Source organism: Arthrobacter sp. Y3225116 (assembly GCF_059091245.1).
The window spans coordinates 1-23,818 of record NZ_JBNHGL010000010.1 but is presented as its reverse complement, the minus strand read 5'-3'; the positions used below and the strand labels follow the sequence as shown (position 1 = coordinate 23,818).

General features: G+C 64.2%; 15 protein-coding genes. 8 read left to right on the top strand and 7 right to left on the bottom strand.

Annotated features, from left to right (window positions below; translation table 11 throughout):
• Positions 1 to 439: 439 nt before the first annotated feature.
• Together AC5RV2_RS02340 and AC5RV2_RS02335 are read right to left on the bottom strand one after the other, a co-directional pair.
• Positions 440 to 2,341, bottom strand: a complete 1,902-nt coding sequence (locus tag AC5RV2_RS02340; protein ID WP_494091002.1) for an AAA family ATPase — start codon at positions 2,339 to 2,341, stop codon at positions 440 to 442.
• 3 nt (positions 2,342 to 2,344) lie between these two features.
• Positions 2,345 to 5,590, bottom strand: a complete 3,246-nt coding sequence (locus tag AC5RV2_RS02335; protein ID WP_494091001.1) for a DEAD/DEAH box helicase — start codon at positions 5,588 to 5,590, stop codon at positions 2,345 to 2,347.
• A 465-nt stretch (positions 5,591 to 6,055) separates the two neighbouring features.
• Between AC5RV2_RS02335 and proA the strand changes: the two genes are divergently transcribed.
• On the top strand, positions 6,056 to 12,559 hold the full coding sequence (proA, locus tag AC5RV2_RS02330; RefSeq protein ID WP_494091000.1) for an anti-phage protein ProA: 6,504 nt from the start codon (positions 6,056 to 6,058) through the stop codon (positions 12,557 to 12,559).
• Positions 12,560 to 12,617: 58 nt separating this feature from the next.
• Here proA and AC5RV2_RS02325 read toward each other — a convergent pair whose 3' ends face one another.
• Positions 12,618 to 12,812: a YegP family protein gene (locus AC5RV2_RS02325; protein ID WP_494090999.1), complete on the bottom strand. Its 195-nt coding sequence runs from the start codon at positions 12,810 to 12,812 to the stop codon at positions 12,618 to 12,620.
• A 150-nt stretch (positions 12,813 to 12,962) separates the two neighbouring features.
• Here AC5RV2_RS02325 and AC5RV2_RS02320 point away from each other — a divergent pair, with 150 nt between their 5' ends.
• The gene (locus AC5RV2_RS02320; RefSeq protein WP_493978740.1) at positions 12,963 to 13,187 is read left to right on the top strand and encodes a hypothetical protein; all 225 of its coding nucleotides are present in this window, start codon (positions 12,963 to 12,965) and stop codon (positions 13,185 to 13,187) included.
• Positions 13,188 to 13,235: 48 nt separating this feature from the next.
• Here the strand turns inward: AC5RV2_RS02320 and AC5RV2_RS02315 are convergent, their stop codons facing one another.
• Both AC5RV2_RS02315 and AC5RV2_RS02310 read right to left on the bottom strand, forming a co-directional pair.
• Complete coding sequence (locus AC5RV2_RS02315; protein WP_494090998.1) at positions 13,236 to 13,859, bottom strand: class I SAM-dependent methyltransferase; 624 nt, start codon at positions 13,857 to 13,859, stop codon at positions 13,236 to 13,238.
• Positions 13,860 to 13,936: 77 nt separating this feature from the next.
• On the bottom strand, positions 13,937 to 14,287 hold the full coding sequence (locus tag AC5RV2_RS02310) for a MerR family transcriptional regulator (protein WP_494090997.1): 351 nt from the start codon (positions 14,285 to 14,287) through the stop codon (positions 13,937 to 13,939).
• A gap of 108 nt (positions 14,288 to 14,395) precedes the next feature.
• Here AC5RV2_RS02310 and AC5RV2_RS02305 point away from each other — a divergent pair, with 108 nt between their 5' ends.
• From AC5RV2_RS02305 to AC5RV2_RS02295, 3 genes are all read left to right on the top strand, one after another.
• Entirely contained in the window at positions 14,396 to 14,818 is a 423-nt protein-coding gene (locus tag AC5RV2_RS02305; protein WP_494090996.1) for an Hsp20/alpha crystallin family protein, read from the top strand.
• A 100-nt stretch (positions 14,819 to 14,918) separates the two neighbouring features.
• Entirely contained in the window at positions 14,919 to 15,395 is a 477-nt protein-coding gene (locus AC5RV2_RS02300) for a J domain-containing protein (protein WP_494090995.1), read from the top strand.
• An 11-nt stretch (positions 15,396 to 15,406) separates the two neighbouring features.
• The gene (locus AC5RV2_RS02295) at positions 15,407 to 15,805 is read left to right on the top strand and encodes a hypothetical protein (protein ID WP_494069291.1); all 399 of its coding nucleotides are present in this window, start codon (positions 15,407 to 15,409) and stop codon (positions 15,803 to 15,805) included.
• A 126-nt stretch (positions 15,806 to 15,931) separates the two neighbouring features.
• Here AC5RV2_RS02295 and AC5RV2_RS02290 read toward each other — a convergent pair whose 3' ends face one another.
• The gene (locus AC5RV2_RS02290) at positions 15,932 to 17,335 is read right to left on the bottom strand and encodes a trimethylamine monooxygenase (protein WP_494090994.1); all 1,404 of its coding nucleotides are present in this window, start codon (positions 17,333 to 17,335) and stop codon (positions 15,932 to 15,934) included.
• A 348-nt stretch (positions 17,336 to 17,683) separates the two neighbouring features.
• Positions 17,684 to 18,859, bottom strand: coding sequence for a PucR family transcriptional regulator (locus AC5RV2_RS02285; RefSeq protein WP_494090993.1), 1,176 nt, complete (start codon positions 18,857 to 18,859; stop codon positions 17,684 to 17,686).
• Between the two features lie 164 nt (positions 18,860 to 19,023).
• Here AC5RV2_RS02285 and AC5RV2_RS02280 point away from each other — a divergent pair, with 164 nt between their 5' ends.
• The 3 genes from AC5RV2_RS02280 to AC5RV2_RS02270 all read left to right on the top strand — a co-directional run.
• Positions 19,024 to 20,346, top strand: a complete 1,323-nt coding sequence (locus tag AC5RV2_RS02280) for an MFS transporter (protein WP_494090992.1) — start codon at positions 19,024 to 19,026, stop codon at positions 20,344 to 20,346.
• 45 nt (positions 20,347 to 20,391) lie between these two features.
• Positions 20,392 to 22,098, top strand: coding sequence for a thiamine pyrophosphate-dependent enzyme (locus AC5RV2_RS02275; RefSeq protein ID WP_494090991.1), 1,707 nt, complete (start codon positions 20,392 to 20,394; stop codon positions 22,096 to 22,098).
• The coding region (locus AC5RV2_RS02270) for an amidohydrolase (RefSeq protein WP_494090990.1) at positions 22,095 to 23,818 on the top strand (1,724 nt) is incomplete at its 3' end. The genes AC5RV2_RS02275 and AC5RV2_RS02270, both read left to right, overlap by 4 nt.

The following is a 23,818-nucleotide window of genomic DNA, read 5'->3' as shown; positions in this document are numbered from 1 at the left end:
GCTATGCTCCGGTTCTGGAACAATCCTGCATATTTCCGAGGCCCCGCTGAGCACACCTAGAAGTATTGAAGACCAGCTGCCACGCGAAGGACGATGCAGGCGCTGTAAGTGCACCTTTGTCCTAGGAGATGACGGCAGGACTCTGCCACCGCATTTACACGGCATATACGATTGCCCTGGATCTGATCGTGTCGCAACCGGAATACGCATTAGTGAGATCGCCCTTCAGCAGGCAATCGATAAGGGCTGGATCGATGTGGATCGTTATCCCTGGGCGGCCGGACCACGGCCATACGGGCATCCAGACTATTGATGATGTTGTAGGTGTAGTTGTTATCTCGTTGGTTCGGAGGTATTCAGTTATTCGTGATGACGATGGGCTGCGTAAGAGTTCTGGCCTCCGCGGCGGAGTCTTTCGTCCGGATCGACAAGTGATCCGCTACTCATTATGGACCATCGCTAGTCGAGTGGCGGCTCGTGCCAGCGCTGCTGGTAGTGGTTTGTCGTGGATAACGACCAGCTCGTGGTTTGCCCTGGTTAGCGAGGTGTACAGCCGGCCGTTAGTGCCAGTATTACCTCGGAAGACAGCTGGCTCAACGACGATCACTGCGTCGAATTCGAGGCCGCGAGCATCTTCAGGAGTCAGGAACTGATACTGCTTGCCTTGCGCGTCGATCTGAGTCCAGCGCCCGTCGCCCTGCCAGCCGGACTTCCTCGCTTCCTGAGCGACCTGCGCAATCAGTGGGGTGATAACAGCAATGCTGCCATCTGGATGCGCCGAGGCAAGGCGCTGGCACTCTTCGAGGGCGAGAGATTCCATGCTTCGCCGCCGAATTTGGACATTGATGACGCTGGGTGCCTTTCCCCGTCCGAGCGGCGATTGGCGTCGGTGTCTGGAGACGAGCGGAAGGAGTGACGCAGCAAATTCCGTGATGGCCTGCGTTGTCCGATATCCATCATTGATGGTTCGTTCGTCCCATGTGCTTCGCGGCAACCAGTTACTGATGTCTTTCCATCGCTTGAATGTCCGCTGAGAATGACGTTGCTGCATGTCACCAACCAGCGTCCAGGTGCCTGCGTTCAACGTTTCCAAGACTCGCCACTCGAACGACGTTAGGTCCTGCGCCTCGTCAACGATCACATGGTCGAACTTGTTCGTGTGTGTTAGGCGGACCTTCATGAAAGCCAGGAGCGGCCATAACCCGGGGTCAGCGATTGCCCCGGCTAGATCGGGTGGAAGCGCCTTGCGCCAAGCATCGATCGGCTTGCGAACTTTTGTGTTGAGGCTTGTATCGGGGTCGACGAAGGCTGCGTAGAACCGTTCTAGAGAATCGTCCTGGGCTCGCAGTTTCCAGTCAGCGGCATAGTCGGCTACCACGGCATCCGCTCCGGACGGAGGTGCCTTGGCTTCGGTAGCGCGCGCGCCTGCCCGTTCGACCTTAATATCCAAGAGGTCGAGTATGAGGCCCATCGCCGAACCCACCATGACGTGACGCGTCCGTCCGCAGAGTTCGGCCACTGCCGTGCTCACGTGTTCTTCCCACGCGGGCGTCGGCCCCAGGAGCAGAACGCGCTGGTGGGCGACGCCAGCGCGTTGTCGGTCGACGAGCCAGGCTGCTCTATGCGTGGCAATGATCGTCTTGCCGGTGCCCGCGTGGCCCTGAATGATGAGGGACTTATCAGGGGTGTAGGTCACCAAGGAGTACTGCTCCGGCTGGAGAGTCGACAGCACGGACTCGAGGCCCAGACTACGTGGTGCCGAGAGTGTCGCCCGCAAGAGATCGTCGACCGTTGACAGGTCTTCAGCCGGGACCGATGCTTCGGGCACCGAACTTGGGGGCATGGCCGGCGGTGTTTCGGGCTCAACGCTTTGTTTAGCCTTAGCCTTCGACAGCCAGGATTGTCCTGATGGGCCGGGCGGTCGAGTAGGGGGTGGGGGCGCCTGTGCAGGCTTCGGAGATGGGAAAGCCTCTTTTTCCTTAGGGACAACCCACTCGTCTGAGTAGTTCGTCAACCTCTCGATGCGCTTCACAAATTTTCGCCGCACGCGAATCTTCCGTGAATCCCATTCCTTCGAGTTTCCGAAAAATGTGGCAGCCGCCGGAGCAGCCCAGCTCACAACATACAGGCCCCCCAGGTTCACATGAGTAGGCCCAATGTAGTACTCCTCGAAAGTCCCAGGTTTTTCACCCTGAAGGGACACCCGTCCCGCTAACGGGCCAAATTTGTCCTGCCGCGGCCTCATACCTGCCACCTTGTGGACCTCTTTGGTCTCAAGAGCTTTCAGGTAGCGGCTATTCATGGAGTTCTCGAACGCGAGTGTCCGCTGCTTCTCATCCAACGGCTAGATCACCTCCAGCTGCGCAATGGCGAGCTCTTCGAGGGCCAGACTGGTTTGGTCGCTTGCGTTGATGCGGGCCATGGCATCGTTAAAGCGGTTCTCACTGCGACGCAGCTGTCCCTCGAAAGCATGCCGCATGGAGGGGACTTGCGACATGCGGTTCAGGATAGACCGCCGCTCGTTCTTGTGGACCTGTTCGGCGCGCATCTTACGCTCAAGGACTAGGGCATTGTTTTCCCGACGTCGTTCTTCCTCAAGCTCGTGCCGGCGCTGGCGGAGAGCGTCGAGAGCCACGCCTGCATGTGCTCCAGCATCAGGATGAAGGTCACTTTGTCCGTTGACGAGGGCTCCTGCTGCAAGCGCTGTGAAAAGCAGGCCGCCGACAGCTTCAGTGGCTCGATCACCTGTATTGAGATCGATGGCGTCAGTCCACAGTTCACTGGTGGGCCGAAGACCGCGCCACTCGGCAGCAGCCAAAGCGATCAGGTAATTGCCAGGCGGACATTCCTCGTTTCCCTCGGCACGAAGGATGGAGAACCGAGGGACATTGTGTTCTGCATAGTCATGCGCAGCGATCTGAACCAATGGATGATGACCGTTTAGGAGAGTTCCCCCATCGATACGAGCTGTCTCTGGATCCAGCCAGACATGGACTGCAGATTTCTGGCGTGCAAGATATTCCACGCGACTGATTTCCGACGATGTCTGGCCTTCCTCGCGGCGCCAGGCTACCAGGCGCTGCAGCATGTCACCACTGAGGGAAACCCGAAGTTCGTGTTTCGCTGCGTTGATTACCGCTTTCCCACCTCGAATATTCGTCCAGTCCGCAACCAGAGTCGCCAACTCGTGTTGGCCGAGATAGCGGCCACGAGCAACTCGCTTCTCCACTGCCTCTATGCCGAATTGGTCCTCGGCCTGGAGCTTAGAGGAGGCCGAGTCGAGTTGCTTTGAATCTGCCCGGTTCTGTTCTACAGCCGCTATCGCCTTATTGAGCTTGCGTTCCTGTTCTTCAGGCGTGAGCCTGAAATCGAGAACGACTTCTTGGAATTCGTCGAAGGTTTCGGCCAGAATCGGTTCGAGATCACCGATTGAATGCTCAAACACACCTACCCGGTCCAGCAGCCGTTCCATGATCCGTGTCTCGATTGTTCCAGGCGTCGAGAAATTGAGGATGAGGATCTTCTCCGAGGTCTGGCCAAGCCGATCGATACGACCGATCCGTTGTTCAACTTCCATCGGGTTCCAGGGCAAATCGTAATTGACCACAAGAGAACAAAACTCGAAGTCAAGGCCCTCACTTGCGACACGGGTAGCGAGTACCAAATCGTAGCGGCCTGACCGGAAGTCCCTCATGATCGCCTCGCGGTCTTCCACGCTAACTCCGCCATGGAGTGCGGCTATGCGCAATGAGCCGGAAAGCCGCTTGTAGAGGTAGTCGAGCGTCTTGCGGGAGAAAGTGAAGAGTAAGGCTTGGCGGCCGCGCATTTCATCCGAGGAAAGGGCCGAGACCAAGGCGTCGAATTTCGTATCGACTCCTGAAATTTCCCGTGCCAGTTTCGTGACGTTTGGAGGAGGAGCCTCCTGCTGCAGGAACGTTCGTGCGGTTCGTCTGGGGCCGTCGCCGTTCTCATCATCGAACTCGTCGTACAGGACACTGTGTGCCGTTGCCGGAAGGCAGCTGCCAGCCAATCTCAGTGGCATTTGGAGGGCGAATCCGGTCGGAAGCTGCCGTTCGATGGCGACATTTCGGATCCATGCATAGTAGGCGTCGTAGAAGTCCTGCTCGGCCGCCGTCCAGTGAACGGGTTTATTAATCGCCTGACGAACGGTTGTGGCTTCATTGACCTCGGACTTCTTCGTCCGGGTGATCGCTGCCGATAAGCCGTGCAGCTGGGAACATGCTTCGCGCAAAACCGGGGCCTGCTCCGGACTGAAGTCATCGCCTTCGAGCAATTCCTCGAGCCGAAGATATGCGGCCCTTTGCTTGAGGGCCGAACCCATGGCGGACGCACCGATGCCACGTAGCCAGCGGCGTCGTTGCTCGTTGGAAATCGTGGGATCCGTTGCACTTCGTCGAAGAGCCTGTAAGGGCTCGTGGTGGTCGAGACGGGCCTGCAGGTCCTGCTCAGTTTCAACTTCGCCTGGCATGAGAAGCTGCATCAGGGAAAGTAGATCCCGATTGCCAAGGTTCAATGGTGTAGCGCTCAGAAGAACCATGGCGTTGGACCAATCACGGAGGAGCAGGCCCAGTCGGTGACTCGCCGTTCCTGGGTTCCGCATCTGATGCGCTTCGTCGACGATGCAGAGATCCAGGCTGAAGTTCAGGCTTTCGAGTTCCCCGAGCTCTTTGAAGTTACGGAATGTCTGTAGGGAAACGACCGCAGCAAGTCGGTTGGGCTGTGATCCCTTTTCCAGTCGTTCCACCATCTTGGAAAGGTCCGCAGTTGTGTACCTCTCAAGCTCGAAACCGAATCGTGCCTGCATTTCGGAGCGCCACTTCTCCACGAGTGCAGAAGGGCAGACGACTATGACGCGATCCGCTTGTCCACGTGCCGCCATCTCGGTCCAGAGAAGTCCGGCTTCGATCGTCTTGCCCAGGCCTACTTCGTCGGCAATGAGCATGCGCTCCGTTGCAGAGTCCAGGTACTTGAGGACGGGTTTGAACTGATACGGGAGAATGCTCGTTTTTGAAACCCCGTAAGAGAATAGTGCATCAGTGACGCCGCGGTTCAGCTTAGCTCGTGTCAGCATAGCTGCAAACGCGGATGCATCAGCGGGGGACTCGTATACCCAGTCTTCTTCTCTGCTGGTTTCGGGGATCGGCTCCAGGTCGCCTTCGGAAACCAACTCCGGCCGACCATCAATGCGGATGCGATATGACCAAGAGGTACCTTGCAGGTGGCGGGACATAATCACTGCATCGCGGCCCGTGGAACGCGAAATCGCGGCCCCCTGAGCCGGGAAAGCGGGCGCCGGCACATTTTTTCCGTCCTGCCACCAGTGTTCCAACCACTCCAAGCCGGCCGGCCCCAGATCATTCTCTGTCGCCTGGGACAGAGGAACGTCCTCTGCCGGTCGCGGTGGCACCGTCGATACGGGGTCACCGTGGAAGACCAGCGCATCTGTGGTTCCGTCGATTGTGGCCCAGTAGATGCCGGGCGGAAGGTCTGGAATCGATTCCGGAGCCGCGAGAAAGCGAGTATCGGTCGCAATGTTCAGATCGATGGGGCGGCGGCCGACCTGTAGCACTCGGCCAAAATGCCCGTTGCCGAGCAATGGAAGATCGGAAGATTGCGGATGATACCCGCAGCGATCGTTACTGATGGTGGCCCCCCTGCACCCTACAACACCTATCCCTGAACGGGATCACTTGAGATGAATATATTCACATTATGATGAAGGACTCTGACAATTGCGTCTTTGTGTCGTGCAGCATAGCTCCGGAGGCGTGGCTGGAAGCGGCTCCGCCAAAGGAACCGCCGCTGAAAGGCGGCGCATTTGGGTCATATGCTAGGCGTGCAGAGCGTAGCTCTGGCCGCAACGGCAAGAGCAGCTCGCTGCAATGGGAACGCGTCGTCGCGGATCACCTTAAGCAGAAATGTCAGCCTAGCCTAATAGAAATCGACACAAACGGAAGTACTGTATTTGCCGTACTAATCTAAATTCCGGAGCGCTCACTGCAGGCAGCGCTGCGGCTGAGTTGGGGGAACTGCTGTGGGCTTGTCCAATCGGGAATTCATCGGACGCGCGCTGGACATCATGTCGCGCGGCCTCGAACCATTCATCCGAACCACCATGGCCGAGGCGGCGCCGGGCGTCGAGTGGACCAGGGTCCTGGAGCACAAGGATGATCTGGAGCGCCGCGAGTCCAAGCTCTACAAGCCCACCGACCCGCAGGTGCAGCTGCGGATGCTCACCGAGCGTCTGGGGAACCTCGGGTTCCCGTTTAATCTCTCGCCTGATGTTCGCGCATACGCCAGTGAGATGCGGCAGGTCCGCAATCTGTGGGCCCACAATGAACCATGCAGCGACGACGACGTGCTGCGTTACCTGGATACGACGGCGCGGCTGCTCGAAGCCATCGGCGCTGCGGAGCATGCAGAACAGGTCAGAGACCTGTTGCGTGAGGCGCGGGCCCGGGAGCTTGTGGGCAAGGAACAGGAACCACCTGCCACCGGCCCTCTAAATGCCACAGCAGAAGACATCATTCCCGGACCGGGGCTGACTCAGGAACCGGATGAAGAAGGACCGGCAGGGCGGGAGACTGCCTCCAATCCGCAGAACTCCAGCGTCAGCATGGCCATCGAGTCGGCCGCGGAGCTTAGCTACGTCATGGCGTACAACGGCCGGCGGATCGTGAGCCGGCTGACGATCAACAACCGTGGACCCGAGCTGCGCGGAGCGGTATTGAAGCTGACGGTCACCGGCGAGTCCGGCACGGTGTCAAAACCGTCAGAGCATTACCTGGATCTGCCGGCCAACAGGACGGTGACGATCCAGGATCCGGACCTTCAGTCCGATCCGGCGTCGATGCTGCAGCTGCAGGACAGGCAGCGGGGAACCGTGCAGGCCGTCCTCGAATCGGACGATGAGGCTGTCGCCGTCGCGGCTGAGGGCATTGACCTGTTAGCCGCGCACCATTGGGTTGGACGGCCGGGTCTGCTCTCGCTGGAATCACTGGCGGGTTTTGTCCAGCCGAACCATCCGAGCATTGCGAAGCTGTGCTCTGAGGCATCCGACCTGCTTAAGGCCAAGACCGGCAGCGGGTCGCTGCAGGGATACCAGGCCGGATCGGAGCGGGCGGACGACATTGTCGAAGCCATCTTCACGGCCATGAAGACGCGCGGCATCCGCTACAGCGAACCTCCGGCCTCGTGGGGGCAGCAGGCCCAGCGGGTGCGCACGGCTGAAGAAGTGCTGGAGGGCCGTTTCGGTACCTGCCTGGACACCACCGTAGTGCTGGCCGCCGCGTTGGAGTTCGCCGGTCTTCAAGCGAACCTTTGGCTCGTGGAGGGGCACATCTTCCTCGGCTACTGGCGGGATGAGGCGAATTTCCAGACCCCTGCGCTGGAGGAGCCGGATCTGCTGGTCAATGCCATCGATCTGGGCCGGATCCGCCTGATCGAAACAACCAAGGTCACCGATGCCGAGTACTCGAGCATGGACGAGCTGCACAACAAGCCCTACGTCCGCTACCTGACCGGCGATCTGGACGAGGTCCTTGGTGTCGTCGACGTGTTCGCGGCCCGCTACGCCGGGGTCCGGCCGATCCCGGCCAGGTTCACGGACGACGGCGGCCAGGTCGCCGTCGTCGAATACACCCCGCCCCGGCGCGAGGTGACGGGCGCAGCTCCGGCAACTGCGCCGTCGGCAGCCCCCGGCACCCGCCAGCGACCGGACATGCCGGCACGTGTCAGCCAGTGGAAGAACACGCTGCTGGATCTGAGCCTGCGCAACCGGCTGATCAACTTCACTAAGACCGCCAGATTCCCGCTTGCTGTTCCGGATGACAGGGTGGGCCAGTTCGAGGACATGATCAACGGCGGAACCTCGATCACCCTGATGCCCTCGGACGACGTCTCCGCCATGCAGTCCGAGCGCGGGATCCGGTTCGGGCGGGACCTGCCCCAGGACCAGCTGGCGGACATCCTGGTCAACCAAAAGGCCGTCTTCGCCGATGTCACCAGTGATGCCTACCAGACCCGCATGCGGAACCTGGCCTACAAGGCGAAGACACTGGTGGAGGAAACGGGTGCCAACAATCTGTATCTCGCCCTAGGCTCGCTGGTCTGGAGCGTCGACGGCAAGGATCTGCGTTCGCCGCTGGTCCTGGTGCCGGCGCGGCTGCGTCCGACCACGAAACAGGGCGCCTACCGCATCAGCCTGGATGATTCCGGCACGTCGACGCCGAACTACTGCCTGCTCGAGAAGCTGAGGCTGACCCATGGGCTGGAAATTCCCGGGCTGGCGGAGCCGCTGGAGGACGGCTCCGGAATCGACTTGCAGGCTGCCTTCGGCGCCGTCCGGAGCGCGGTGGCCGAAAAGGGCCTGCCGTTCCGCGTAGAGCCGACCGTGGACCTGTCCATCCTGCAGTTCGCGAAGTTCCGGCTCTGGAAAGACCTGGATGAGAACTGGGAAGAACTCTCCCACAACGCCCTGGTGAAACATCTGATCCACACCCCGACGGAGCACTTTACGGACCCGGTGGGCGGCGAGGCGGAGGCAGATTTGGACGAACTGGCCGCGAAAGTGCCGATCCCGGCGGATTCCTCGCAGCTGCGGGCGGTTGCCGAAGCAGTTGCCGGGAAGTCCTTCGTCCTTGAGGGCCCTCCGGGGACCGGCAAGTCCCAGACCATCACCAATCTGCTCACGCGCGCCATCGTTGAGGGCAAGCGGGTGCTCTTCGTCGCGGAAAAGCGGGCCGCGCTAGACGTGGTGCAGAAGCGCCTGGACGAAGTCGGGATGGGTGTCTTCTCTCTCGACCTGCACGACAAGGGGAGCAAGCCGGCTGCCGTACGCGAACAGATCAGGCTGGCCCTCGAGCACACCGCGGACCCGGACCGGCAGGGTCTGGACGCCGCCCTGGGGACACTGCACAACGCCCGCCGCGGGCTCGTCCGCTACGCCTCCCGTCTGCACGAGGAAAACGGGGCGGAGCTCTCCCTGTACAGTGCCCGCACGCAGGAACTGGCCGTGGGGGAGGAAGTTCAGGCGCTGCATGTGCCGGAGAATTTTGCCGGACGCGTGTCACTCGGCGCGCTGCAGCAGCTGCGCAGCCTGCTCGCCGAACTGCCGGACGTGGCGGAGCCTGCCGGGCCTGGCGAACGGCATCCATGGGGCTTTATCGATCAGCCTCTGTCGGCAGAAGGGGCACGAGCGGTGGCTGCCGCCGCGCGCAGCCTCCAGACGTCACTGGAACAGCTGCCGGCATCACCGGAGCTCCTCAAAGTCCTGCTCGCCGCCCGCACCCCCGCAGACCTGACCAAACTTGCCGCCCTGCTACGCAGCAGCAATCTAGACATGGATGTGCTCGACGAGGTCAACAGCGACCGCTGGAGCGATGCCGCCCGCATGCTTGGCACCCAGATGACCGCGTTCGTGGCGGCATCGCATCCGGGGCTGGACAAGGTGACACCCGAGGCGCTGGATTTGCCGGTCGCAGATCTTCACGCACAGGCCGTTGCGGCGGCGGAATCCGGCTTCTTCCGGCGGAAAAAGCGGCTGATCGCGGTCCGGGACCAGCTCGCCTCGGTGATCCGGCCCGGCGTCGAAATCAAACCGAAGGAACTACCCGGGCTGACAGGCGCCCTGATGAATGTCCAAGGTGCGGTCCGCGGATTTGCTGACTATGCCGGCTCCGTTCCCGGCGTAGCGCTGCCGGTCTCCTGGAACCCGCTGACCGAGCACGGTCAGGAGTACCTGCGCAACAATGTCCAGTGGCTGGAGTGGGCGGCCTCGCTCGTGAAAGTCGACGGCGCGCCGGACCCGGCGGAGTTCCTGCCGACACTGCGTGCCTTTCTCAGAGCCCGTATACCGGTGGACGCGGCGGCGGTGGAAATTGTCGCTGCGTTGGCGCGCGCCGCAACAGATTTGCAGGCGGCAGCCCGGCTGACTGATGAAGGGCTGCAGGCATGGCTGGGCGGCCAGCGCATGCTCGAACGTTGGGAACAGACGAGCCGGGGACGAGACCTGGACAAGTCCGCCGCGGCGTCCCTGGGTCGCTGGCTGGCGTTCATCGAACGGCTGGAACCGCTGCGCGCGGCCGGGCTTGTCCAGGCGCGGGAGCAGCTGATGCTGGGCCGGGTTGAATCCGCCGACGCCGGCCGGGCGTTTGAGCGCGGCCTTGCCTTGGCCTCGCAGCAGGAACGTGCGACCGCCACCGGGCTGGACCGGTTTGAGCCCCGGAGCCACGAAAAAATGATCGCAAGGTTCACCACAGGCTCGCGGCATATTCGCGAGTATCTGAAGGCAGCGCTGCCCGACGAGGTCCTGAAATCGAGGCGCTTCGATGCGGAGGCCAAAGCCGGACAGATGGGGAAACTTCAGCGCCAGCTGAACTACAAATCCGGGGGACTGCGGGTGCGGCCGCTGCTGGAAACGTACGGCGAACTCATCACCCAAATCATGCCCTGCGTTCTCGTCAGTCCGGACTCTGTGGCGCGGTTCTTCCCGGCGAAAGCGGATCTCTTTGACCTAGTGGTCTTCGACGAGGCATCCCAGATCCGGGTAGCCGACGCTGTCGGCGCCATGGGACGCGGCCGCGCCGTCGTCGTCGTCGGCGACAGCAAGCAGATGCCTCCCACCTCCTTCGCCGAGACGACCATGGAAAAGGACGAGGACACCGAGCTGGCCAGCGAAACAGTGGAGGACGAGGAGTCCATCCTGTCCGAGTGCGTGCTGGCGCGCGTCCCGCGGCAGTGGCTGTCCTGGCACTACCGCAGCCAGGATGAATCGCTGATCGCCTTCAGCAACCAGCAGTACTACGACAGCAAGCTTTCATCCTTTCCGGCACCGGTGCATGGCGCGGCTGATCCTGGGATCAACGGCTATGGCATCAACTTCGTTCGAGTGGACGGGCACTTCAACCGTTCCGGCGCCGGGAAGCTGCTGCGGACCAACCCGGTGGAGGCGGAGGCCGTGGTCGGCGAGATTCGACGGCGTTTCGAGGCCTCGCCGGAGGACTATCCGTCCATCGGCGTCGTGACTTTCAACCTCCAGCAGCGTGCGTACATCGAATCCCTGCTGCGGGATTCCGACGACCCGCGCATTGCCGAGGCACTTGACGCTTCCGACGGTCTGTTCGTAAAGAATCTTGAGAACGTCCAGGGCGACGAGCGCGACACCATCCTGTTTTCCACCGGCTTCAGCAAGAATGACCGAGGCTATTTGCCCTTGAACTTCGGACCGCTGAACCGCAGCGGCGGCGAACGGCGACTCAACGTCGCCGTCACCCGGGCTCGCCGTCAGGTCGTCGTGTTCTCCAGCTTCGATCCGTCCGAACTGCGGGCGGAGGAAACCTCCTCCGCGGGCATCAAGCATCTGCGCAGCTATCTTGAACTCGCAGCCCATGGCACCGGCTCGCTGCCCTTCGACGGCCGCAGGAAACCGGCGGTTGACCGGCACCGCGAGCAGATCGCCCTTGCCCTGCGCGACTGTGGACTCGTGGTCACTACGGACGTCGGACTCTCGGACTTCAAGGTGGATCTGAGCGTGGCGCTGCCCGAGAATCCGGACCGGCCGGTGATGGCTGTGCTGCTGGATTCACCGGCCTGGGCTTCGCGGGGAACCGTGGGGGACAGGGACGGGCTGCCGTCCGACGTGCTCTCACGGATGCTACGCTGGCCGGCCGTCGAGCGTGTGTGGCTGCCCGAGTGGCTTTCCGATTCGGCCGCTGTGGTTGAGCGGCTCGAGAAATCGGCACGGCGGGAAGACGGTGCCTTTGCCGATGACGTGTCGGTGCCTGACGGCGAAGCCGACAGGCCGACTCCGGAATGGCACGTTGACGCTGACGTCCTTAGCGGTGCCGTTCCTCAGAACGCCAAACTAGGTTCTGAGGCGCCCGTTGCTGTTGTCGTGGAAGAAATAGAAGGCCCGACGTCGCCAGGGGAAAAGACGTACGAGCCGGTCCGAGGCGCATCGGAAGCGGTTGTTCTCGATGCCAGGGTGAAGCAGTATTCGCCCTGGACTTTCCGAGGAGTTGGCGGGATTGACGTCCTGGACTCGCTGACGTATTCATCGAAATCCCGGGCGCTGGTGGCGGCCGTCATTGCGCAGGTGGTCGAGGTGGAGGGGCCGATCCACACCGATCGGCTGGCCAAACTTGTCTGCGCTGAGTTTGACCTCAACAAGGTGAACAGTCAACGGGCGAAGTCCGTGCTGCGTCAGCTCGAAACCAAGCGCTTTCATGTAGACAAGGACTCCTTCGTCTGGCCGGCAGGTATGGATGGCACGAATTGGACGGGTTATCGCGAAAATGATGCGGATGTTGAGCGGAAGATCGAGCACGTGAGCAAGATCGAGATCGCTAACGCGATGGTGGACGTGTGCCACGCTGCCGCGGGGATCCATCTTGAGGAACTCAAACGCCAAACCGTTCGCGTGTTCGGCGGCAAACGCGTCACAGTCGGTATCGGTGCGAGGTTGGAGGAGGCTCTCAATGATGCTGTGCAGTCGGGCAAGCTGCGGAAGGATCCCTCAGGGCTGTTGAGAGCGGCGTAGCCATCACGCTACGCTCTTTTCTGCCACCACGGACAGGCTTCCGACGCTCCGCATCGGACTACGGATTGTCGCCGTCCGTTCGGTCGATCACGCGGCCGGTGCCGGCGATTTCCCGGGCGAGCTCGATGCCGTCCTTGGCCTCCTGGAGGGACGGATACGTCACCGATTCGGCCATGAGGTTTCCCTTGCCGTCCAGCATCCTGACCCGGTAGCCGCCGTCGGGCGCCTTGATCACTTCGAAATGCCCAGCCATGTCATGCGTTCCTGTCCACGATGTTTCCACGGCGCTGTGGAGTCCAAACAGTATGCCATCCGGCCTTTGCTGCCGTCTTGAGCCCTTGCCACACGTGCCCGCCGCGAGGAAAGTGGAAGTACGCTGACACGCTAGCGAAGGGAAAAACCCATGCAGATCGACAAGCAGCAGATCATCGATTTCCTCAAGCAGCAGGGCAAGGAGGACCAGGCAGTTGCGGCAGATGCAGAACTGCCGGAGAAGGTGGACACCGAGCGCGACTCCGGGCTGTTGTCCAGGCTGGGCATCGACGTCGACGCGCTCCTCGGCAAGCTCCCCGGAGGATTGGGCGAGAAGCTGGGCGGCATGAAGGACAAGCTCGGCGGGTTCGGATAACGAGCACTCCCGCCTAAGCGGCCCCGCCGCGCAGCGCCCGGAGATAGCCTAACGGTTGTCTCCGGGCGTTGCCGTGCCCGCCACCATGGGATTTATGGGCAGCCACGCCGGCCCGACGGCGAACTCGTCCTGCACTGAGACATCGAAGCCGGCGGCGGCTATCGCCGCCGCGGTGTTCCGGTTGGGCTCGCAGCCCTGTGCCGCGAACGACCACACCGGCCGCAGCAGGTCCTGCACCTTGCCGTGCGCGCCCGGGCCGCGGACATGTTCCAGGAAGAGGAGCTTGCCGTCGGGCTTGAGCACGCGCCTGGTCTCGGCCAGCGCGGCCGCCTGGTCGGGGACGCTGCACAGCACCAGGGTGAACACCACGGCGTCCACGCTGGCGTCCTCGGCCGGCAGGTCCTCGGCCAACGCATCCACGACGCGCACCGTTGCGGAGTGGGACCCCAGCCTGGACTCCAGCCGCTTGCGCATGTTCGGGTCCGGCTCCACCGCCGTCACGGAGCACCCCGGCGGGAAGTAGGGCAGGTTCGCGCCGGTGCCCGCACCGACGTCGTACACAATCCCGCTCAACCCGGACAGCAAGGCGGTGCGGTGTGACGCGAGCTCGGCCGGTTCGCGGCGAATGGCGGCATCATATTGCGCGGCGAACAGCGCGCTTCGCAGTCCCATGAGCGTGGTCCTCTGTTTAGCTCGGATGTGGGCCCCGGTGTCGACCATACTCCGCGTGCCGGGCGGAAGGGAGGCGTTCAGGCCGGCCGCGTGGTTTCCTCCGGTTCTTCGCGCTGCTCCCGTCCGGCCGCGCGTTCCTTGGCCGCTTTAAGCTGCCGGTGCAGCGAAGCGTTGTCCTCTTCCAGCTCCAGGACCTTGCCGACGCCGGCCAGGTTCACGCCGTCGTCCACGAGCTCGCCGATCCGGCGGAGGCGGTCGACGTCGTCCTGGCTGTACCGCCGGGTGCCGCCGGCCGTGCGCTCCGGTTCCAGCAGGCCGCGCCGTTCGTACAGGCGCAGGGTCTGCTCGCCCACGCCCACGATGTCGGAGACCACGGAGATGCCGTAGACGCCCTTGTCCGTGCGCGGCTGCTTTTTCTCGCTTGCCAAAATTCCTCCCAAAACCGACTTGCAAACATAGTAGCGCAGAGTCATAATATCTATGCGCTCAAACATAGATTTAGTGAGCGCCAACGAGAAGAACTGAAGGAGGCTGCCATGTTGATGAGAACTGATCCCTTCCGTGAGCTGGACCGCCTGACCCAGCAGGTCTTCGGAAACCAGGCACGCCCGGTGGCGATGCCGATGGATGCGTGGCGCGAGGGCGAGGAGTTCGTCGTCGAACTCGACCTGCCCGGCGTCGATCCGTCCACCATCGACCTGGACGTGGAACGCAATGTCCTCACGGTTGCTGCGGAGCGCAAGTCCAAGATCGAGGACGGCAAGGAAGTCGTTGCCGCCGAACGGCCCAGCGGTACCTTTAGCCGCCAGCTGATTTTGGGCGACACGCTGGATACGGACAAGGTCACGGCGAACTACGAGGCCGGCGTGCTGGCCCTGCGGATCCCCATCCGCGAGCAGGCCAAGCCGCGCAAGATCGAGATCAACAGCGGAGACACCAAGCAGATGATCGACGCCTGACCTGTGGGATCGCAGCCGGTGGTTACGCCCGGGGACGGGCGGAACCACCGGCTGGCCATGAGCGGCGCACGCTTTCGGCAGCAGCAGGGAGGAGGCCAGCATGGGTGACGCCGACTTCTACGCCATCCTGGGCGTGTCGCCCGATGCCAGCGATGCTGACATCAGGCGCGCGTATCGGTCCTTGCTGCGCGTGCATCACCCGGATCTGAACCACGACGGCGATGCGCCGCGGTCGCGCGCCGACGGCTTGGCGATGGGTGCCATCCTGCAGGCTTACTCGGTGCTGGGTGACGTGGGCCGCCGCGCAGATTACGACCGCGGGCGCCGGGTGGGCAGCGGACGCGGGCAAACGGGGGCGTCTTCGTCCGGCGGCCGCCGCGGCGGCCAAACGGCGGCTTCGACCGGCGGCGGGCAGGCGGCTTCGCGGGGACGGCCCGCGACGCCCAGGACTCGTCCGCGTCCCGCGCCCGGAGTACGCCCGCCCATGCAGGTGGCGGATCCGGTCTACCTCGGCTTCCCACGACCGGAGCCCGAGGATACCGTGTGGCCTGAGTGGCTGCTATTCCCCTTTCGATGAAGCGAGGATCAATGCCTGTTTCCAGTTGGCGTCGGTACGACCATCACCTGTTTCCCGTTTTCCATGAACGGTTCGAGGAGCGCTGGGGGCCGGGGACCGCGCCGTTTTTGGACCCGAGCGTCTTCGAGGAAGGCCAGCCGCGCCCGCGCGCGCAGTGGATCAACGTGGACACCGGCGCCGCGGTCGCCGTGGTGCCGGTGTGGGAGGACGACGACGGCGAACACCGCTCCTTCGCCGTGTTCTACCTGCCGCCGGCGGGCGGCATCTGGGCGCTGCGTCCCGGCTATACGAACTACACGGAAAGCACCAACGGCGGCCCAGAGCAGGCGGCTCTGCGCAACGACTCGTTCAAGAAGGCCGTGGCCCACGCCGAGGAGTTCATCTACGGAACAGGCGGGAACGGGCCCTAACCGCTGGGCCACCGGGGTGAACACCAGTGCCCCGGGTTCAACCGGGGCACTGGAGGTGACGACGGCGGGTGGCGGGGAGGCAGCGCTCCCGGCCCACCCGCCGTCGTCCGTGGTTCTTGGCGGGTCTTACCTGCCGGCGGCTTGCCTGGTGTCCCCGGTCAGGGCTGCCAGCGCTCCGGTGTCCATGTCCTCGGAGGGGCCGCCGAGGTAGCGCGCCATGCTGTCGTCCATGGCGTTGATCCAGCGGGTGTGGTGCCGGGCGGCCATGGTGCCGGTCATGACGGAACGGTGGATCATGTCCCGGTACCCGAGGATGTTCTCTTCTTTGTCCTTCATCCACTGCTTGAGCAGCACCGCGACGGCGCCCAGGTCGAACTCCGGGTAGTCCGTCAGGGCGATCAGGTCACGCAGGTAGTCGGTCTGGAAATCGGCCTCGGCGTCGTGGTCGGGGAGTGCGTCCTGGCGGTCCAGCCAGGCCTGGATGTCCGCTTGGCGTTCCTGCTGCGACGGCAGCTCGATCCGGCCCAGCATCACGTCGCGGGCGAACCATGCCTGCGCATCGAACATGTTGAAGGTGTAGTACTGGTCCTGCGCGCCCAGATAGAACATGTTCGTGTTCTGCTGCCAGACCACGCCCTTGTAGAGGTTGCCGGGGTAGAGCAGGTTCGGCGACTGCAGCGACAGTTCGGTGGGCAGGAAAGGGTACTTGTGCAGGTAGCCGGTGCACAGGATCACGGCGTCGAACTCGCCGGTGGTGCCGTCGCTGAAGTGCGCGGTGCTGCCCTCAAAGCGTTCCACGAGCGGGCGTTCAACGGCCGACTCCGGCCAGTCGAAGCCCATCGGGCCGCTGCGGTAGCTGAAGGTGACGGACTTGGCGCCCATCTTGTGGGCCTGCATGCCGATGTCCTCGGCGGAGTAGCTGCTGCCGATCATGAGCAGGTTCTTGCCGGCGAACCGTTCGGCGCCGCGGAAATCGTGGGCGTGGAGCACTTCGCCCGGGAAGCTGTTGATGCCCTCGAACGCCGGCACATTCGGGTAGGAGAAGTGGCCGGTGGAGACTACGAGCTTGTCGAAAACGTGCGTTTCGGTGCGGTGCGCGGCGAGGTCCTCGACCGTGACGGTGAATTCCTGGGACTTTTCGTCGTAGGAGACCCAGCGGGCCACGGTGTTGAACCGGACGTACTTGCGGACGTCGGATTTCTCCACGCGTCCGGCGATGTAGTCGAACAAGACTTCCCGCGGCGGGAAAGAGGAAATGGGTCGGCCGAAGTGCTCATCAAAGGTGTAGTCGGAAAACTCGAGGACTTCCTTGGGCCCGTTCGACCACAGGTGCCGGTACATGCTGCTGTGCACGGGCTCGCCGGCGGCATCCAGGCCGGTGCGCCAACTGCTGTTCCACTGTCCGCCCCAATCGGACTGCTTTTCGAAGCACACGATGTCCGGGATTTCGGCTCCGAGTTTACGGGCTGATTCAAACGCGCGCAGTTGGGCCATGCCGCTGGGTCCTGCACCAATGATTCCGACTCGCATATTAAATGCATCTCCTCATTCAATGGATCTCTCCGTCAGGCTCGACACTCCAAATCCACGGAACGGCCGTATCGGCGCACCGGTGGCGGTGAACAAAGGCGCTAGGTGCGCAGCGGTATGACACTGGCGGCGCAGGAAGGCGCCGGGCCCTGAATAATCAATCCCGAGGGGGAGACGGGCACCGTGTCCGCGGGCAGGCGAGGATGCCTGCGCGAGCGATTCGGAGCGGCCAACCGAAGATCCAAAAACACCGGTTGGCCTTCCTCAATAGCATCAGGTCGGGTGTGGCAAGTCAAAAGAGGAGAGATCCGTCACGTTTCCCGGGACGTCCGGTGCTGCGTCGCTCGGTCAGGACCAAGCGACGACGAGGCGGGCGGCTTGTTGGGGGATGGTCACGTCGACACCGACTAATTCCGTGAAGCGACGCAGTCGGTTCATCAGGGTGTTCCGGTGGCAGAAGAGTTGGTCTGCGGACTGGGCGATGCTGCCCGTGGAAAGGTAGGACCGTACCGCTTCCACCAGCCGGGCCCGTTCCACCGTTCCGCATCGGGCCAGCGCGGCGTCCACGTCGGGGACAATGGGAACCCCGGTTTCCGAGAGGCGGTGCCGAGCCAGCCGGGCCCAGGCGTTTTGCATCGTGAGGGCCTGCCGATCACTGACTTCGGCCAAGGACGCCAGGGCGCGGGCGGTTTGGGCGGCGACGCGCAGGTCGGTGAGGCCCTCAACCTGGGTAACCAAGCCGCAGCGGATGTTCCTGATGTGCTCGGTGGCTTCGCGGGCGGCGCTGCCCGGGCGGTCATCGGCTGCCCAGAAGGCGACGAGTCCGTCGGGCAGGGGGTGGGTGAATATTTCGGTGCCACGGCGGGAAGCCGAGGCAACCTCCACACGAAGCGCGGCGGCGTCGTCGGTTGTGGCTGCCGCGACCACGAGGGGAGCAGTTTCATCGATGCCGAGCTCGTCGGCGATGCGGGTGAGCGTTTCCGACGGAGGGTCGACCTGCCCGAATATTGTGGCGACATGTCCTTGCCGCACCGAGGATTCTTCCTGAGCCATGCGCTGGCGCTCGGCCATATAAATGGCTTGGGTTTCCGCCGCGTAGGAGTCCACCACCTGCCACACCGTTTCGGCCCGGCGCACCAGTAGCTCGGCGTCGTCCGGGCCCGCCAGTGCCATGAGTTCGCCCCAGATCACTGTGAAGTCGATGCGGATCGCGGTCATCAGGGACTCCACGGGGATGCCGGTCCTCGCCCGGGAGACACCGACGTCCAATGAAATGCCTTGCCGCTCGGCGATGAGACGTTCGCTGTCGTCGCCGGGGCGCAGGCTCTCAATCAGCGCCCGGAACGAGGCCGCCCCTGTGCGGCGGATTTCGCTGGCCGGCAGCACCCCGTCCCGGTAGTCGTCGAGTTGCAGGATGCGTTCGATGAAAAGGTCCGTCAGCTTGTCCACGGACAGCTGGTCCAGCAGCAGGTTCCAACGGGCTGCGGAGGCATCGTCGTGGTTTTCCATGAGCGGTGCTTCCATGGCGTTTTTTACCCCTATCGTGTGCTTTTGCACATCTTAGCCGCGAAAAGCCGCAACGTTTCGTGCGGGTGTGACGCGGCACACTCTGGGAGGCTGGTGTGCATCGTCAGCGCGTTGTGGCGTCCGGCACAACGGAACACCTGAACACCCAACACGGAGGAACCATGTCAGAAACCTTGAACCTAGAGGCCGGGGCCACCCGGCAGATCACGGACAAGGAGGCGATGAAGGTTTCCATCGGTGCCCTCATCGGCACTGCCATGGAGTGGTACGACTTCTTCCTGTTCAGCGCGGCGGCGGCGCTGGTGTTCAATGTCCAGTACTTCGCCAATGAGAACGCAACGGCGGCGGCGCTGGCGTCCTTCGCCACGTTCGGCGTCGGCCTAGTGGCACGACCGCTGGGTGGCATGTTCTTCGGGGCCATGGGCGACAAGATCGGTCGCCGCAAGACCTTGATGGTCACCATTGTGGGCATCGGCGTGGTGACCGGCCTGATCGGCCTGCTGCCGACGTACGCCGCCATTGGTGTGGCCGCTCCTGTGCTGCTGGTGCTGCTGCGCGTGGCCCAGGGACTGTTTGTGGGCGGCGAGTGGTCCGGCGCCATGACGATTGTGGTGGAGAACGCCCCGCTGGAACGCCGTGCCCGCTACGCGGCGCTGCCGCAGATCGGTTCACCGATCGGCACCATCCTTTCGTCCGGCGGCTTCTTCCTGATGACCTTGTTCTTCTCGCAGGAAACCTTCAACTCCTTCGGTTGGCGCATCCCCTTCCTGGCCGCCATCCCGATGCTGCTGATCGCGCTCTACATTCGCAGCAGGTTGGAAGAATCCCCGGTCTTCGCCGAGTTGCTGGAGCACGACCAGGTGGAGAAGGCCCCGATCCGCACCACCCTGAGGGAGTCCTGGAAGCACATCATCATCGGCATGGCCGCGGCCCTGCTCGGCGTCGGCGGCTTCTACCTGGTCACCGCGTTTGTGGTCTACTACGGCGTGAACATCCTGGGCTACTCCGCCCGGCTGATGCTGCTGGGCGGCATGATTGCGGCCATCGTCGAAATCCCCGTCCTCATTCTGGGCGGCCGCCTGGGCGAGCGGTTCGGCGCCAGCCGCGTCATCTTGTGGGGCGGCATCGCCTCCGCCCTGGCCGCCGTGCCGGCCTTCCTGCTGGTGGCCAGCGGCAACTCTGTGTTGGTGGTTATCGGTATGGTCCTCGCCGTGGCGACGCTCTCGTTCCCGTACGCGGCTTCCGGCACGGTGCTGACCGGCCTGTTCCCGGCCCGCACCCGTTACACCGGGGTGGGCTTCGCCTCCAACACCGCCGGCATGCTCTCCGGCTTCGTTCCGCTGCTGGCCACCGGCACCGTGGCCGCCGCCGGAAACCACTGGTGGCCGGCCGCCGCCTTGCTGGTGTTCCTCAGCCTGTTCACCGCCGTGGCCGGTGTCGTGGCTCCGCGCATGAGCGTGAACCTGCCCGGCTTCAAGCACTGATTCCAACTTCCGACGACGAATTTCCTGACGAAGGAGCACCACACCATGGCCCAGTCCGCAGGCCACCTGATTGTCCGCCAGTTGGAGGCGCACGGCGTCCGGCGCGTGTACTCGGTACCGGGCGAAAGCTTCCTCGATGTCCTGGACGGGCTGCACGACTCGCCGGTGGCAACGGTGGTGTGCCGCCAGGAGGGCGGCGCCGGGTTCATGGCGCTGGCGGAGGGGCGCAAGACCGGCATCCCGGGCATCGCCATGGTGACCCGCGGGCCGGGCGCGGCGAACGCGATGATTGCCGTGCATACCGCGTGGCAGGACGCGACGCCGCTGGTGCTCTTTGTCGGCCTGATCCCGGTGGTGGACCGGGGCCGGGACTCGTTCCAGGAGTTCAGCCTTGAGGGCTGGTTCTCGACGACCGCCAAACGCGTGGTGGTGCTCGACGACGAGCACCGCGCCGCGGAAACGGTTGCCGAGGCGATGCACTTGGCTGTGTCCGGCCGGCCCGGCCCGGTGGTGATCGGCCTGCCTGAGGACGTGCTGGTCCGGCAGACCAACACGCGGGTAGTTCAACCGCGTGCGCTGCCAGCAGCCGTCCCGCCTCCGGCCGCGATGGAGGAACTGGCGGGCCGGCTGGCCGCTGCCGCCCGTCCGCTGATCATTGCCGGCGGCGAGGGCTGGCACGACGACGGCGTGAAACTCGCTGCCTGGGCAGCCGAGGCGCAGGTGCCGGTGGCGGCCGATTGGCGTGCCTACGACGTGGTTCCGCACCGTTCGCCGGCTTGGTCCGGCTGGCTCGGCTACGGCCGGGCTGACACCCTGGCCGCCAGGCTGGACGAGGCCGACCTGCTGGTCTTCATCGGCTGCGGCCGGAGCGATGTGCTCAGCGACGGCTACACCAAGGGCTTCGAGGCCACGACGGTGCTGGTGCTGCCGGATCCCGATGCAGCCATGCACTCCGGCCGGATTGACCAGCATCTGGCGGTTTCGCCGTCGGCCTTCGTTGACGCACTTCCTCCTGCCGCAGAGGCCCGCGGCACGCGGGGCAGCGGCTGGATGGACGCGCTCGCCGCAGACCAGCGCCGCTACGCCACGCCTCGTCCGGACCACAGCCCCGGGGTTGACCTGGGGGTGGCCTTCGGCGTGCTGGAAGAGCGGCTGCCTGCGGACAAGGTGGTGACGTACGGCGCCGGCAACGCGACGCTCTGGGGCCACCGCTACCTGACCCACCACGGCGCCGGTTCGCTGATCGGGCCGCGCAACGGCGCCATGGGACTGGCCGTCCCGGCGGCCGTCGCCGCGTCGCTGATCGAACCGAACCGGCAGGTGGTGGCCGTCTGCGGCGACGGCGACTTCATGATGAACGCGCAGGAACTGGCCGTGGCGGCGGCGCACGGAGCTGCTCCGCTGGTGATCGTGGTGGACAACGGCATCTACGGCACCATCGTCCAACACCAGCGCAAGCATTACCCGGACCGGCCGTCCGGCACCTCCATGGTCAACCCCGACTTCTCCGACTGGATCCGCAGCTTCGGCGGGCACGGGGAACGCGTCGAAGCGACCTCCGAGTTTGGGCCGGCGCTGGAGCGTGCGCTGACCAGCGGCCGGCTGGCGCTGCTGCACCTGGTCACGGATCCGCAGACGATGCCGCCGGGCACGGCCAATGCGCCGGAGGAGATCGCAGGCCTGGCTTCACCCGGGCCGGCGGCGCATGATGCCGGCAATCCTGTAGCGGCGGCGGTGGAGGGGACACGATGAAACTGGACCTTATCCTGCGCGACGCCGAAATCCTCACCCTGGAATCAGAGCGTCCCCGGGCCCACGCCGTCGGCGTCTTAAATGAGCGGATTGTCGGCTTCGACGAGGAGCTTGACGGCTGCACCGCTGCCCGCGAAGTATCGCTGGACGGTGCCGCAGTGGTGCCCGGCTTCATTGACGCGCACTGCCACACCACCTGGTGGGGACTGGGCTTGGGCGCCGTGGAGCTGGATCAGGCCCGCGGCTTGGAGGAACTGTACGCGCTGCTGGACGCTGAGGTTCGGCGGCTCGAGGACCGGCCGGGCGCCTGGGTCAACGGCACCGGCTTCAACCACAAGCACCACGGCGGGGCCTTTCCGGACATCCGCCGACTGGACGAGATTACGGGCGACCGGCCGCTGTACCTGAGGCATGTCTCCGGGCACCTGTCCATCACCAACTCCGCGACTTTGCGCCTGGCCGGCGTGTTCGATCCCGGCTTCAGCGACCCCACCGGCGGCGCCGTGCTCCGCGGCCCGGACGGATACCCGACCGGCGTTGTCGAAGAATCCGCGCAGCAGCTGATCCAGGACCTGCTGCTGCCGTATCCGGTGGAGCGCATCGTCGAGGCACTGGACGCGGCGACCACGCGTTACGCGGCCGAAGGGATCACCAGTTTCACCGAGGCAGGCATCGGGGGCGGCTGGATAGGGCACAGCCCGGTGGAAGTGCAGGCGTACCTGAAGGCCAAGCAGGCCGGCAGGCTCCATGCCCGCGCCCAGCTGATGCCCGCGCTCGACTCGCTGCGGCCGCTTGAGGCCAACGCCTCCGACATGCATGGCACCGGCAACGGACGGGGCCTGGACCTCGGGGCGGTTGCGGGCTTCGGCGACGATTGGGTGTCCCTGGGGCCGGTAAAGGTCTTTATGGACGGCTCATTGCTGGGCGTCACGGCGGCCGTGACCGAGGACTACTGCGGCCACCAGCACACCAAGGGCTACCTGCTGGATTCACCCGAGGCCTACCGTGAACGCGTGGACGCGGCCTACCGGGCCGGCTGGCCGGTTGCGCTTCATGCCATCGGCGACGCGGCGATTGATCTGGCGATCGACATCATTATCGGCTGCCAGGAGCGCTACGGCCGGAACCATCTGCCCAACCGGATTGAGCACTTCGGCATTTCGCGGCCGGACCAGCTGGCGCCCGTCGCCGCGGCCGGGATCGCGGTCACCCCCCAGGCCGCGTTCATCGGCCCGCTGGGCGATCAGTTTGCCGCCTTGGTGGGTGCGGAGCGCGAGGGCTGGCTCTACCGGGGGCGCTCGCTGGTGGACGCGGGCATCCTGGTGGCGGGCAGCTCCGACCTGCCGGTGGCCGATAACAACGTGCTCCGCGCGATGCAGTCCTGGGTGGACCGCCGCACCGAACAAGGACGGATCCTCGGCGGGGCGTCCGAGGGCCTCACCGCCGAAGAAGCGCTGCGGACTTACACCGACTGGGCCGCCCGGGCCACGGGCGCGGCCAGCGAGAAGGGCACGTTGCGCAGGGGGAAGTTGGCGGACTTCGCGGTGCTGTCCGGCTCACCGCTGGACGCTGCCGACATCTCCGCGCTCGAGGTCCTTGCCACGATCGTCGGCGGCGAATTTACCTACAACACCCTGGACGCGGACAGGGCTCCCAGCGCGGGCAACGCCTCGCTGCCGGCCGCGAACCGCGGCAACGCCTCGCTTCCGGCCCCGAACCG